Origin of the sequence: Kaustia mangrovi (assembly GCF_015482775.1) — a bacterium.
Lineage (GTDB): Bacteria > Pseudomonadota > Alphaproteobacteria > Rhizobiales > Im1 > Kaustia > Kaustia mangrovi.
Genome location: NZ_CP058214.1, coordinates 1644870 through 1659254 on the forward strand (window position 1 = coordinate 1644870; position 14385 = coordinate 1659254).

Below are 14385 nucleotides of genomic sequence, written 5' to 3' on the forward strand. Positions count from 1 at the left end.
TGCGCTCAATCGCCGAGCGCGGCATTCAAAAACGTCTCGAGCTCTTTCTGGTGCTTGCTCGCAAGCCCCGTAGCCGTCGCCGCGGAGGCGGGCCGGCCCGCATAGCGCGGCCGCTTGTGCTTGGCGTCGATATAGTCGAGCACCCACTCGATATTCGGCTGCACGAAGGTCCAGGCGCCCATATTGTAGGGCTCCTCCTGGCACCACACGATCTCCGCGTCCGCGAACCGTCCGAGCTCCGTCACCAGCGCCTTGGCCGGGAACGGGTAGAGCTGCTCGAGCCGCAGGATGTAGACGTCGTCGACACCGCGCTTCTCGCGCTCCTCGTAGAGATCGTAATAGACCTTGCCCGAGCACAGCACGACGCGCTTGATCTTCTTGTCCTCGACCAGCTTGATCTTCTGGTCGGGCAGCATCTCCGCATCGTCCCACAGCACGCGGTGGAAGCTCGTCTCCGGGCCCATCTCCTCCAGCGTGGAGACCGCCCGCTTGTGCCGCAGGAGCGATTTCGGCGTCATGACGATGAGCGGCTTGCGGAAGTCGCGGTGCATCTGCCGGCGCAGCATGTGGAAATAGTTGGCCGGCGAGGTGCAGTTGGCGACCTGCATGTTGTCTTCCGCGCAGAGCTGCAGGAAGCGCTCGAGCCTGGCGGAGGAATGCTCCGGCCCCTGGCCCTCATAGCCGTGCGGCAGCAGCAAGACGAGGCCCGACATCCTGAGCCACTTGCGCTCGCCCGACGAGATGAACTGGTCGATGACCACCTGGGCGCCATTGGCGAAGTCGCCGAACTGCGCCTCCCAGGCCACCAGCGCCTTGGGCTCAGCGAGGCTGTAGCCGTATTCGTAGCCGAGCACCGCCTCCTCAGACAGCATGGAGTTGATGATCTCCGCGGGCGCCTGCAGATCGTCGATATTGTTGAGCGGCGTATAGGGCTGCTCGGTCTCCTGGTCGACGATCACGGAATGGCGCTGGGAGAAGGTGCCGCGCTGGGTGTCCTGGCCCGACAGGCGCACCGGGACGCCCTCGACGAGGAGCGTGGCGAGCGCCATGAGCTCCGCGGTCGCCCAGTCGATGCCCTTGCCCTCCTCGATGGTCTTGCGGCGCCGGTCGAAGATGCGCTTGATCGTGCGGTGGGCGTTGAAATTGTCGGGAATGGCGGTCAGCCGCTCGCCGATCTCCCTCAGCCGGTCCATGTCCACACCGGTGATGCCGCGCCGCGGACCCTCGTCCTTCGGCTGGGTGAAGCCCGACCAGCGGCCGTCGAGCCAGTCCGCCTTGTTAGGACGGTAGTCGTCGGCAATCTGGAACTCGTCCTCCAGATGCTGGCGGTATTCCGATTGCATGGCCTCGACATCGGCCTTGGTAACCACGCCTTCAGCGACCAGCCGGTTCGCGTAGATCTCGCCGACGCTGGGATGCTGGGCGATCCGCTTGTACATGATCGGCTGGGTGAAGGAGGGCTCGTCCGCCTCGTTGTGCCCGTGGCGCCTGTAGCAGAACATGTCGATCACGACAGGCTTGTGGAACTGCTGGCGGAACTCGGTGGCGACCTTCGCGGCATAGACCACCGCTTCCGGATCGTCGCCGTTCACGTGGAAGATCGGCGCCTCGATCATCTTCGCCACATCGGAAGGATAGGGCGAGGACCGGCCGTAGATCGGGCTCGTGGTGAAGCCGATCTGGTTGTTCACGATGAAGTGCACCGTGCCGCCGCAGCGATGGCCGCGCAGGCCCGACAGCGCGAGGCATTCCGCGACGACGCCCTGGCCGGCGAAGGCCGCGTCGCCGTGGATCAGGAGCGGCAGGGCCGTCACCCTCTCCTCGTCGTGGAGCTGGTCCTGCTTGGCGCGCGCCTTGCCCATCACCACCGGATTGACGATTTCCAGATGCGACGGGTTGGCGGTGAGCGACAGATGCACGTTGTTGCCGTCGAACTCGCGGTCCGACGAGGAGCCCAGATGGTATTTCACATCGCCGGAGCCCTCCACGTCGTCGGGGTTCGCCGAACCGCCCATGAACTCGTGGAAGAGCGCCCGGAAGGACTTGCCCATCACGTTGGAGAGAACATTGAGCCGGCCGCGATGGGCCATGCCGAGGATGATCTCGCGCACGCCCAGATGGCCACCGCGCTTTATGATCTGCTCCAGCGCCGGCACCATCGCCTCGCCGCCCTCGAGCCCGAAGCGCTTCGTGCCGGTATATTTGACGTTCAGGAAATGCTCGAAGCCTTCCGCCTCGACGAGCTTGTTGAGGATCGCCTTCTTGCCCTCGGCGGTGAAGGTGATCTCCTTGTCCGGCCCCTCGATGCGCTCCTGGATCCAGGCCTTCTGCTCGGGATCGGAGATGTGCATGAACTCCACCCCGAAGGTGGAGCAGTAGGTGCGCTTGAGGATGTCGACGATCTGGCGGATCGTCGCCGTCTCCAGCCCCAGCACATTGTCGATGAAGATCGGCCGGTCGAGATCCTCCTCGCCGAAGCCGTAGGTCTCCGGCATCAGCTCGGGATGCTGCTCCTGGGGCCTCAGGCGCAGGGGATCGAGGTCGGCGGCCAGATGGCCGCGGATCCGGTAGGCGCGGATCATCATGAGTGCGCGCACCGAATCGAGCGTCGCCCGCCTCAGCTCCTCGCCGCCGAGCGGCTCGCCGCGTCCCCGGGCGGCCTTGTCGACCCGCTTGGCGAGCGCCTGTTCGAAGGGCTGCCAGTTGGAATCGAGCGCGCTGACCATCTCGCCATTGGCGATCTCCGGCCAGTCATCTCGCTTCCACGAGGCGCCGCGGGCTTCCGCGACGACCTCGCTCCTGTCGTCCTGCAATGTGGAGAAGAAGTCCCGCCATTCCTGGTCCAGGGTCTCCGGGTTTTCCTGGAACCGGGCGTAAAGCTGCTCCAGGAACGCCGCGTTGCCGCCGTACAGGAACGACGTGCCGCGCAACACGTCGTTTGAATCGCTCTTGGCCATTACCTTTCCGGCTCGTGGGGGCGACCACGGACCGCCTTCTCATGCCGGGTAGTCGCAGTGTGCGGACTAGTGAGCACCACTGTTCGGGTTCGGTGAGTCTGAAACCTCGTTGCCTCTAACCATTTAAGACCTGCAACAGCGTCGTGCCAAGGGCCGCGGGCGATTTCGACACCGTGATCCCGGCATCCTCGAGCGCGGCGATCTTGTCGCCGGCCCCGCCCTTGCCGCCGGCGATGATCGCGCCGGCATGGCCCATGCGCCGGCCGGGCGGCGCCGTAACGCCGGCGATGAACCCGACCATGGGCTTCTTGACCTTCGACTGCTTGACGAACTCCGCGGCCTCTTCCTCCGCCGAGCCGCCGATCTCGCCGATCATGATGATCGACTCCGTCTCCGGGTCGGCGAGGAACATGTCGAGTACCTCGATGAAGTCGAGCCCCTTGACCGGGTCGCCGCCGATGCCGACGCAGGTCGACTGGCCGAGACCCGCCGTCGTGGTCTGCGCCACCGCCTCGTAGGTCAGCGTGCCCGACCGCGACACGATGCCGACGGAGCCGCGCTTGTGGATGTGGCCCGGCATGATGCCGATCTTGCAGGCATCCGGCGTGATGACGCCGGGGCAGTTCGGACCGATCAGCCGGCTCTTCGAGTTGTCGAGCGCGCGCTTCACCTTCACCATGTCGAGCACCGGAATGCCCTCGGTGATGCACACGATGAGCTCGACCTCCGCATCGACCGCCTCCAGGATCGCGTCGGCGGCGAATGGCGGGGGCACGTAGATCACGCTGGCATTGGCGCCAGTCTTCTCCCGCGCCTCCGCGACCGTGTTGAAGACGGGGACGCCCACATGGGTGGAGCCGCCCTTGCCCGGCGTCACGCCGCCGACCATCTTCGTGCCGTAGGCAATGGCCTGTTCGGTATGGAACGTTCCGTTCTGCCCGGTGATGCCCTGGCAGATGACCTTGGTGTCGTTACCGACGAGGATTGCCATCAGGCTGCCTCCTTCACCGCGGCGACGACCTTCTTCGCCGCATCGTCGAGATCGTCCGCGGGGATCACGTTCAGCCCGGACTCTTCGAGGATCTTCTTGCCCTCGGCGACATTCGTGCCCTCCAGCCGCACGACGAGCGGCACCTCGAGCCCGACCTCCTTGACCGCCGTCACCACGCCGTCCGCAATCACGTCGCAGCGCATGATGCCGCCGAAGATGTTGACCAGGATGCCCTGCACGTTCGGATCGGCGGTGATGATCTTGAACGCCGCCGTCACCCGCTCCGCCGTGGCGCCGCCGCCGACATCCAGGAAGTTCGCCGGCTCCTCGCCATAGAGCTTGATGATGTCCATGGTCGCCATGGCAAGCCCCGCGCCGTTGACCATGCATCCGATGGTCCCGTCGAGCGCAACGTAGTTGAGGTCGTATTCCTTCGCCTCGCGCTCCTTGGGATCCTCTTCCGTCTCGTCGCGCAGCTCCGCGACGTCCTTGTGACGGAACAGCGCGTTGTCGTCGAAATTGACCTTGGCGTCGAGGCACAGCAGGTCGCCGGCCTCCGTGACGATCAGCGGATTGATCTCCAGGAGGCTCATATCCTTGGCCTCGACGGCCTTGTAGAGCCCGGCGATCAGCTTGACGCACTGCTTGACCTGGTCGCCCTCCAGCCCCAGCGCATAGGCGATGTTGCGCCCGATATAGGGGCTGAAGCCTGCTGCCGGATCGACGTGGAAGGTCTGGATCTTCTCCGGCGTCGTGGCCGCGACCTCCTCGATGTCCATGCCGCCCTCGGTGGAGGCGATGAAGGCGATCCGGGAGGTGGCCCGGTCGACCAGGCAGGAGAGATAGAGCTCGCGGGCGATCGCGGAGCCGTCCTCGACATAGAGCCGGTTGACCTGCTTGCCGTGGGGGCCGGTCTGGTGGGTGACGAGCGTGGAGCCCAGAAGGCGCGTCGCCTCCGCGCGCACGTCGTCGAGCGACTTGACCACCTTCACGCCGCCGGCCTTGCCGCGCCCGCCGGCGTGGATCTGGGCCTTGACGACCCAGACCGGGCCGCCCAGCGTCTCGGCCGCCTTGACGGCCTCGTCCGGGGTGAAGGCCGGAACGCCCTTAGGAACCGGTACGCCGAATTCCCCAAGGACGGCCTTCGCCTGGTATTCGTGGATATTCATGTGTCCTCCGCCTCGTGGACAGACGCCGGTTATAGCAGCCTGAGCCCCGCCTGCAACCGCGAGCGCCCAGCCGGTCTTCCTTACGCGTCCTGGCCGAGATCGGGGGCCAGTTCGCGCGAGCGCTGGACCAGATCCTCCACCGTCTTCATGGAGGCCTGGAAGAGCGCCTTCTCGTCCTTGTCGAGCTCGATCTCCACGACGCGCTCCACGCCGCCCGAGCCGATCACCACCGGCACGCCCACATAGAGGTCCTTCACGCCGTACTGGCCGTTGAGATGGGCCGCGCAGGGCAGGACGCGCTTCTTGTCCTTCAGATAGGATTCCGCCATGGCGATGGCCGAGCTCGCCGGCGCGTAATAGGCCGAGCCGGTCTTGAGCAGGCCGACGATCTCCGCGCCGCCGTCGCGGGTGCGCTGGATGATCTCGTCGAGCCGGGCCTTGGTGGTCCAGTTCATGGCGATGAGGTCGGGCACCGGAATGCCGGCGACGGTGGAATAGCGCGCCAGCGGCACCATGGAGTCGCCATGGCCGCCGAGCACGAAGGCGGTGACGTCCTCCACCGACACGCCGAACTCCTCGGCGAGGAAGTAGCGGAAACGCGCGGAGTCGAGGACGCCGGCCATGCCGACCACCTTCTCCGCCGGCAGGCCGGAGGCCTTCTGGAGCGCCCAGACCATGGCGTCGAGCGGGTTGGTGATGCAGATCACGAAGGCGTCGGGGGCGTATTTGCGGATGCCGGCGCCGACCTGGCCCATGACCTTGAGATTGATCTCCAGGAGGTCGTCGCGGCTCATGCCGGGCTTGCGCGGCACGCCGGCAGTGACGATCACCACGTCCGCGCCTTCGATGCCGGCATATTCGCTGGTGCCGGCGAGCTTCGCGTCGAAGCCTTCCACCGGCGAGGATTCCGCGAGGTCGAGCGCCTTGCCCTGCGGCATGCCGTCAACGATGTCGAAGATGACGACGTCGCCCAGTTCCTTCAGACCGACGAGATGGGCGAGCGTGCCGCCGATCATTCCGCCGCCGATAAGTGCAATCTTCTTGCGCGCCATGCTGGAATCCCCTTCGCCTCGATGGGTTCGAACGCTGATCGGCCTCAGGGCCGGGCGGCGCCTGGAATATGGAGTCGTTTTGCGCCGCAAAAACGTCGGTGACTTATCCCGATTGCGAGCATCGTGCAAGCCTGACCGGGCAAACCGCGTCAATCAAGAGCAGTCTGCCGCAAGGGCCTCCTCCCAATAGCCGGCGGACTGCATCTCCACGAGCCTCGAGGCGGTTCGGTGGAACCGTTCGGCATTGTCGCCGAGGACGTAGAGCCCGTCCGGTTCCGCCGCCGCGGAGGCCACGAGCCGCACCCCGTTGTCGTAAAGCGCGTCGATGAGCGTGATGAAGCGCAGGGCCTCGTTGCGCTGGCCAGGCTCGAGCTTCGGGATGTCGTGCACGAAGACCGTATGGAACCGCCGGGCGATGGCCAGATAGTCGGCCGGCCCCAGCGGCGTCTCGCACAGATCGTGGAAGGAGAACCAGGCCAGCCCGTCGACGGCGCGCGGCACCGGCACCGTGCGCCCCTTCACGGCAAGCTCCGCCGGCGCGCCGTCCGCCCCGCCGGACAGGCGGTGCCAGAGATCCTCCAGCCGCGCGGTGGCCGCCTCCCCCGCCGGCACCAGATAGACCGGCTCGCCGCGCGCGCGGCCCTGCCGGTAATCGGTCTCCCCGTCGAGCGAGACGATCTCGAGACGCTCCTCGATGAGCGCAATGAAGGGCAGGAACAGGCCGCGATTGAGCCCGCCCTCATAGAGCCGGTCGGGCGCTATGTTGGAGGTCGCGACCACCACCACGCCATGGCCGAACAGCGCCTCGAACAGCCGCCCGAGGATCATCGCGTCGGTGATGTCGCCGACCTGGAACTCGTCGAAGCACAGGAGCGTCGCCTCGCCGGCGAGCTCCCCGGCGATTGCCGGAATGGCGTCGTCGCTGCGCTCGCCATGGGTCTTGCGGCGGCGATGGATGCGCTCGTGCACATCCTGCATGAAGGCATGGAAATGGACGCGGCGGCGTGCCTTCACCGGCGCCGCGGCGAAGAACAGGTCCATGAGCATGGTCTTGCCGCGCCCGACCTCGCCGTGGATATAGAGCCCGCGGGGCGCCTCCTCCGGGCCGTCATGGCGCGAGAACAGGCGGGCGAGGCCGCGCCGCCGGGCGGGCGCCGGACGGTACCGGTCGAGGGCCTTCGCCAGCCGATCGAGTGCCTCCGCGACGCGGGCCTGGCCCGGATCGGCGGCGAGCTCTCCCGCCTCCACGCGGGCACGATAGGATTGCAGAACGGTCTGGCGCATGGGCCTTGAAAGCGAGTGATCCCGGAAGGGCGCGCGAACAAGGCCGACTTGTTAGCAGAGTGCGGCCCGCACGAAAACCGCCTCATTCGCCGCGCCCGAGCCGTGGGACCCGCGCCGACCGCGCCTCCGGCCCCGGCATCGCCGCCGGGGCACCGTTGCCTGTCGCAGGCCCTTCGCGCCCCGGCCGGATGGTGCCGGTCACGACATGGTCGGGATCACGAACTCCGCGCCCTCCTTCACGCCGGAGGGCCAGCGCGAGGTGACCGTCTTGGTCTTGGTGTAGAAGCGGATCGAATCGGGGCCGTGCTGGTTCAGATCCCCGAAGCCCGACCGCTTCCAGCCGCCGAATGTGTGATAGGCGAGCGGCACCGGGATCGGCACGTTGATGCCGACCATGCCGACATTGACCCGCGAGGCGAATTCCCGCGCGGCGTCCCCGTCGCGGGTGAAGATCGCGACGCCATTGCCATAGTCGTGGTCGGAGGGCAGGCGCAGCGCCTCGTCGTAATCGTGCGCGCGCACGACGGAGAGCACGGGCCCGAAGATCTCCTCCTTGTAGATGCGCATGTCGGGCGTGACATTGTCGAACAGGCAGCCGCCCATGAAGAAGCCGTCCTCATAGCCCTGCATCTGGAAGCCGCGACCGTCGACCCTCAGATCGGCGCCCTCCTGGACGCCCAGATCGACATACCCCTTCACCTTCTCCACTTGCTGGCGCGTCACCATCGGGCCGAAATCGGCCTCGTGATCGGTCGACAGGCCGACCTTCAGGCCCTCCACGCGCGGAATGAGCTTCTCCACCAGCGCGTCCGCCGTCTTCTCGCCGACCGGCACGGCGACCGAGACGGCCATGCAGCGCTCGCCGGCCGATCCATAGCCCGCGCCGATCAGCGCGTTGACCGCCTGGTCCATGTCGGCGTCGGGCATGACGATCATGTGGTTCTTCGCCCCGCCGAAGCACTGCACGCGCTTGCCGTGCGCGGTGCCCGTCGAATAGACATATTCCGCGATGGCCGACGAGCCGACGAAGCCCACGGCCATGATGTCGGGATGGGTGAGGACGGCGTCGACCGCCTCCTTGTCGCCATTCACCACATTGAGGATGCCGTCCGGCAGTCCGGCCTCGATCATGAGCTCGGCGAGCCGCATGGGCACCGAAGGGTCGCGCTCCGACGGCTTCAGGATGAAGGCGTTGCCGCAGGCGATGGCGGGCGCGAATTTCCACATCGGGATCATGGCTGGGAAGTTGAACGGCGTGATGCCGGCGACCACGCCCAGCGGCTGGCGCATGGAGTACATGTCGATGCCCGGCCCCGCGCCTTCGGAGAACTCGCCCTTCAGCAGATGCGGGATGCCGCAGGCGAACTCCACGACCTCCAGCCCGCGCTGGACGTCGCCATGGGCGTCCGGCACGGTCTTGCCGTGCTCGAGCGACAGCATCTCCGCCAGCCGGTCCTTCTCCTTCGTGGCGAGCTCGAGGAACCTGAACATCACCCGGGCGCGCGCCTGCGGGTTGCGCGCCGCCCAGTCGGTCTGCGCCTCGCGGGCATTGGCGACCGCCGCGGCCACCTCGTCGGCGGTGGCCAGCGCCACCTTGGCCTGAACCTCGCCCGTATTGGGATTGTAGACGTCGCCGAAACGGCCGCTCGCGCCGGCCACGTGCTTGCCGGCGATGAAATGCCCGATTTCCTTCACCATGATCCTTGCGTCCCTGCCCTTGATGAACCGCCTCCACGCCCATGCGGGAAGCCGCTTTCTTGTTGTGTCTGGCCCGACCCTAGCGGGCCGCTCCGGACGCGGCAAGCTGGCAGTGTTGCCCGTCTGCCAGGCAAGGGCGGAAATATTGTGCAGCGCACATTTAAGACTTGATTTTTGTGCGCCGCAATACGATCTATCGGACGCAAAATGAGTTCGGCCGGTCGACGAACGAATCTGTGGGGAGGACGCGACCGGCCATGCACCCGTACCAAGCGAGGCTCCCCATGGCGATCCACGACAAGGACGCGTTCTTCGACAAGGCCCTGATCCGGAAGCTCTGGCCGGGCGATGTCGAGCTGTTCCGCGAGCACCTGAAGCGGCTCGATCCCGAAAGCCGGCGGATGCGCTTCGGCGGCGCGGTGAGCGACATCTTCATCGACGACTATGCCGACACCGCCTGCCGGCTGAATTCCGTGATCCATGGCTGCTTCGTCGACGGCGTCCTGCGCGCCGCCGCCGAGCTGCGGCCCGTGCTGGAAAGCTGGCCGCTGCAGGCCGAGGCCGCCTTCTCCGTGGAGACCCCGTTCCAGGATTCCGGTCTCGGCACGGAATTGATGCACCGCACAATCGTCGCCGCCCGCAATCGCGGCATCAACACGATCTACATGATCTGCCTGCGCGAGAACGGCCGGATGCGGCACATCGCCCAGAAGCACAAGGCCGACCTGCGCTTCGAGGACGACGAGATCGCCGGCACCGTCGATGCGCCCTACCCGACCTATTTCACGCTCATGGAAGAGTTCATGGGCGACGCCCAGGGCTTCGTGACCGCCGTTCTGAACTGGCGCTAGGGCGCTTTCAGGAAGCGTTCCGACAAGCCACCCGTCACATCCCGGACCCCGTGGCCCCTCCTCGGGGACATCTGTCCCCGAGGAGAAGTCCGCGAAGCCCCGGTGCAACGGGTGGCCCGGCGGATTCAGCGACCGGACGCGCCCGGATCAGGCGTTCTCGGCAATCCTGTCGGAAAAGGGCGAGGAAACCGGCATCGCCGGGACCGCGACCGCATCGGCATGGGAGCGCACCAGGAAGCCGTCGACAAGCTGGCGGATCTCGGCGAACAGGTCGATGAGCGCACCGCGCTCGCCGCCGCCGAGCCCCGCAGACAGCGCGGGATCGCCGACCGGCCAGCGGACCGCCTCGGGCGATCCGGGAAGCACGCCGCGCCCGGGCGCCTCGCGGGCGCACAGCGACACCACGAGATCCATGCGCGGGGCATCGGCCGCGGCGAACACCGACAGGGCCTTCGGGTGCAGCCCGCCGGCGCGGATGCCGGCATCCGCCAGAAGGGTCAGGATCGCGGGATCGGCCGCCTCCTGCGGCTCGAACCCGGCGCTCCAGGCCCGGTACTGCGTGCGGCCCGCATGATTGAGATAGGCCTCCGCCATCAGGCTGCGCGCCGCATTGTCATCGCACAGGAAAAGAACGTTGGTGCGGGTCATGACAGGCGCTCCTCTTCAAGAAATCATGTGGGAACGGCGCGGTCCGCAGCGATCCGCCATGCCGTCCCGGTTGCCCCGCCAGCATGGAAAGCAGCCTACCGGGAAATTTCTTCAGCACGGTGACGGACGCACGGCAATTCTATGATGGCCAGGAACCGGCGGGATGAGCGGGAACGACGGCCCCTTGACCCGGAAAGCGGGAGACGCTAGCTGCCGGCGGGACGGATCAGGAGGACCGGGGCCCGGGCCGCACCCATGAGGCGGATCGCCGTCTCGTCGTCGCCGAAGACGGCGCCCTGAAGATCGGCCACCACGAGCGAGGGGTCCATCTCGCGCAGCATGTGGGCGGCCCCGGAGACGCCACGGGCCACAATGTGCCGGAAGACGGGCCGCGCATCGGCGGGCAGGGTCTCGCGCGCCCTCTGCTCGATGTGGCCGCCCTCCTCCGCCGTCTCCGCCATGACCATCACCACGAGCGGCTCGTGGCGTTCCACGGCGATGCGCGCGGCGAGATCCAGCGCCTGGAGCGCGCCCTCGTCGCCATCGTCGAGCACCACGACCTGGCCCGACACCCTGCGCCGGCGCGGCGCGACGATGGCCGCGCCCATGCCGCGCTCGGCGGCGCGGCGGGCGAGCGCGAGCGCCTCGCGGCCGGCCTCGAGCCCGGGACCGGACGCGTTGATGACGACAAGGTCGCCGCCGGTGATGGCCGCCCCGAGCTCCTCGCCGAGGCGCCCGCGCGAGCGCCCGAAGCTCCAGGCGACATGCGCCCGCATGGCGTGGCTCGACAAGGCCCGCTCGCAGGCCTGCGCCTGGCGCCGGAGCGCGGTTTCCATGCCCGACAGGTCGATGGGATAGCTCTGCCGCCCGCCGCGCGGAACGGCCCGGGCGAAGGGCAGCCCGGCCAGATCGAACAGCGCGCTCTCCTCCACGAACAGGCCGCGCATCTCCGCGCGCATCGCTGCGGCGAGGCTTGCCGCCATCTCCAGGACGTCGTCGGCATTGCCCGACGGGTCGAACCCGATCACCACGCGCCTTATCCCGCGCTTCCGCGATTGCCCGATCATGACTGCACATCCGTCGTGTTGGCGCCCGCGCCGTTCCCCGCCCCGGCGCCGGTGCCGTTGGGCCTCGCCCCGAACGCCTTGCGCTGCTCGGCGAAATGCTGGAGCCTTGCCTCGACCAGCGCATTGATCGACTGCTCCGGGAACGCGCCCGACGCGTCGCGTTCGCCCGCCTCGCGGCCGGTGAGCAGCGCGATCCCCTGATCGACGGTCTCCACGCCGTAGATATGAAACTCCCCCTTCGAGGCCGCGTCCACAACATCCTCGCGCAGCATCAGATGCTGCACATTGGCCTTCGGGATCAGCACGCCCTGCTTTCCGGTGAGCCCGCGCGCCACGCACAGGTCGAAGAAGCCCTCGATCTTCTCGTTCACCCCGCCGATGGCCTGCACCTCGCCGAACTGGTTGACCGACCCCGTCACCGCGAAGGACTGCCGGATCGGCACCTCCGACAGCGCGGAGAGCAGCGCATAGAGTTCCGCGCAGGAGGCGCTGTCGCCGTCGACCCCGCCATAGGACTGCTCGAAGACGAGGCTCGCCCACAGAGATGGCGGCAGTTCCAGCGCATAGCGCGACGACAGGAGGCTCGACAGGATCAGCACGCCCTTGGAATGGAGCGGCCCGCCGAGCTCGACCTCGCGCTCGATATCGACCACCTTGCCCGCCCCCATGCGCACCCGCGCGGTGATCCGGCTCGGCCGGCCGAAGCTCAGATTGCCGAGGCTCAGCACCGCAAGGCCGTTGATCTGGCCGACCGCCTCCCCATCGGTGTCGATGAGCACGATATCGCGCGTGATCGCCTCCTGGGCGCGCTCGCGCAACCGGCTGGCGCGGTCGATGCGCTCGCGCACGGCGCGGGCCACATCCTCCGCGGTGATCGTGTCGCGGCCGGCATCGCCCGCCCAGTAGTCCGCCTCGCTCATCAGGTCGGCGAGCGGACCGGTGCGCACCGACAGCTTCGCGGCATCGTCGGCAAGGCGCGAAGCCTCCTCGATGATGCGCGCCACGCCGGAGGCCTCCACGGGCTTCAGCCCCTTGTTCTGCACGATCGTGGCAACGAGCCTGGAATAGAGGCCGCAGGCCTCCCCGGAACGGTCGATATCCTCGTTGAAGTCCGCCTCCACCTTGAACAGGTCGGAAAAGTCCGGATCGAGATTGGACAGCATGTAATAGAGGATCCGCTCGCCGATCAGGATCACCTTGACCTTGAGCGGGATCGCGTCGGGCTGCAGCGAGATCGTGCTCACGAGGCTCATCATCTCGCCCGGCGAGGTAATTGAGATGGCGCCCGAGCGCAGGCACCGCTTCAGCGCCTCCCAGGAGAGCGGCTCGGTGAGCACCTTGCGCGCATCCAGCACCAGATAGCCGCCATTGGCCCGGTGCAGGGCGCCCGGCTTGATCAGGGTGAAATCGGTGGTCAGCGCGCCGTATTGCGTGATGTGCTCGACCCGGCCGAGCAGATTGAACAGGGTCGGATGGTCCTCGAAGACGATGGGCGCGCCCTTCGCGCCGTCGTCATCGCCGTTGGCGACCACGACATTGACCGCATAGCGCCGGAAGCGGGGATCGTCCATGCCCGTGCCGGCGCTGCGGAAGGGCTGGTTCTGCTGGCTCTCCTCCTGGGCGGCCTCCAGGAACAGATTGGCGTTCTTGACGAGATCCTCGCGCGCCTCCTCCAGATAGGTCTGGATCGCCTCCAGCCCCTCGAAGCGCGCCGCGATATCCTTGATGGAGCTGCCGACGGCATATTCGGCGAGCTCGGCATTGAGTTCGCGCAGCTTGTCGCGCCGCTCCTTCTCCAGCTGCGGCAGGCGCTGGAGGATGTCGGCCAGCTCCTTCTGGAGCTCCTGGATCGTCTCCTCGATCTCCTTGCGCTCGTCCTCCGCCATCGCGTTGAAGACTTCGGGCTTGATCACCTCGCCATTGCGCTTGGGCGCGAGCGCGAAGCCCATCGGCGTTCGCATCACGGCGATGTTCTTCTCCTCCGCCTTCTTCTGCAGGTCCTCGAAGGCGCTGGACTGCTGCTCCTCGAAGGCCTCGTCGATGGCCCGCCGGCGATTGCGGTAGTCGTCGGATTCGAACAATGCCGGAATGGCGGTGCGCAGATCGTCGATCAGCTCCGCCATGGTGTCCCGGAACCGGACCGCCGTGCCCGGCGGCAGCCGCAAGGCGCGCGGCTTGTGGGCGAAGGAGAAATTGTTGACATAGACCCAGTCGTCGGGCGCCTCCTCTTCCGCGGCGCGCCGGTCGAGAAACCGGCGTATGGCGGTGTGGCGGCCCGTGCCGCTGGAGCCCAGGAGAAACAGGTTGAAGCCCGGCTTGTCGATCCCCGTGCCGAAGCGGATCGCCCCGAGCGCACGGTCCTGGCCGACCAGCTCGTCGACGCTCTCAAGCTCTTGCGTGGTCTTGAACCCCAGCGCCTCCGGGTCGCAGTGCTGGCGAAGTTTGTCAGGCGTGAGCGCATCCATCGGCATCGTGTCCTCAGATTCTGGCATCCAGTGCGGTCTTGCGACCGTACCCGCCTATCGGGGCAGGCCCGCGGCGGGGTCGTCAAGGAGATGAGTATCGATGCGGCGCCAGGCCGCAAAATTCGAAGCCCTCGATCACCGCCTCCATGAGCCCCGGCGCAAACCGGCGGTTGTCTTTACAGTGGCCAGAACGTATAGCCTCC

Annotated in this window: 10 protein-coding genes; 1 reads left to right on the forward strand and 9 read right to left on the reverse strand. The window is 67.2% G+C overall.

Features of this window, described 5'->3' with window-relative positions; genetic code table 11:
- Positions 1–5: 5 nt before the first annotated feature.
- The 6 genes from HW532_RS07725 to HW532_RS07750 form a co-directional block, all read right to left on the reverse strand.
- Positions 6–2957 (reverse strand): 2-oxoglutarate dehydrogenase E1 component, encoded by a 2952-nt coding sequence (locus tag HW532_RS07725; RefSeq protein ID WP_213163830.1) that lies wholly within the window; start codon positions 2955–2957, stop codon positions 6–8.
- Positions 2958–3072: 115 nt separating this feature from the next.
- Entirely contained in the window at positions 3073–3948 is an 876-nt protein-coding gene (sucD, locus tag HW532_RS07730; protein WP_213163831.1) for a succinate--CoA ligase subunit alpha, read from the reverse strand.
- Positions 3948–5117 (reverse strand): ADP-forming succinate--CoA ligase subunit beta, encoded by a 1170-nt coding sequence (sucC, locus tag HW532_RS07735; protein WP_213163832.1) that lies wholly within the window; start codon positions 5115–5117, stop codon positions 3948–3950. Before sucC ends, sucD begins: the two co-directional genes overlap by 1 nt.
- 80 nt (positions 5118–5197) lie before the next feature.
- Complete coding sequence (gene mdh, locus HW532_RS07740) at positions 5198–6169, reverse strand: malate dehydrogenase (protein WP_213163833.1); 972 nt, start codon at positions 6167–6169, stop codon at positions 5198–5200.
- 153 nt (positions 6170–6322) lie between these two features.
- Entirely contained in the window at positions 6323–7453 is a 1131-nt protein-coding gene (gene zapE, locus HW532_RS07745; RefSeq protein WP_213163834.1) for a cell division protein ZapE, read from the reverse strand.
- A gap of 198 nt (positions 7454–7651) precedes the next feature.
- On the reverse strand, positions 7652–9148 hold the full coding sequence (locus HW532_RS07750; protein WP_213164470.1) for a CoA-acylating methylmalonate-semialdehyde dehydrogenase: 1497 nt from the start codon (positions 9146–9148) through the stop codon (positions 7652–7654).
- Between the two features lie 287 nt (positions 9149–9435).
- Here HW532_RS07750 and HW532_RS07755 point away from each other — a divergent pair, with 287 nt between their 5' ends.
- Entirely contained in the window at positions 9436–10002 is a 567-nt protein-coding gene (locus HW532_RS07755) for a GNAT family N-acetyltransferase (RefSeq protein ID WP_246479679.1), read from the forward strand.
- 147 nt (positions 10003–10149) lie between these two features.
- Here HW532_RS07755 and HW532_RS07760 read toward each other — a convergent pair whose 3' ends face one another.
- The 3 genes from HW532_RS07760 to HW532_RS07770 form a co-directional block, all read right to left on the reverse strand.
- Positions 10150–10650: an arsenate reductase/protein-tyrosine-phosphatase family protein gene (locus HW532_RS07760; RefSeq protein WP_213163835.1), complete on the reverse strand. Its 501-nt coding sequence runs from the start codon at positions 10648–10650 to the stop codon at positions 10150–10152.
- Positions 10651–10856: 206 nt separating this feature from the next.
- Positions 10857–11681, reverse strand: a complete 825-nt coding sequence (locus HW532_RS07765; protein WP_213163836.1) for a universal stress protein — start codon at positions 11679–11681, stop codon at positions 10857–10859.
- A 32-nt stretch (positions 11682–11713) separates the two neighbouring features.
- Positions 11714–14182, reverse strand: a complete 2469-nt coding sequence (locus HW532_RS07770; RefSeq protein ID WP_213163837.1) for a Lon protease family protein — start codon at positions 14180–14182, stop codon at positions 11714–11716.
- Positions 14183–14385 lie beyond the last annotated feature (203 nt).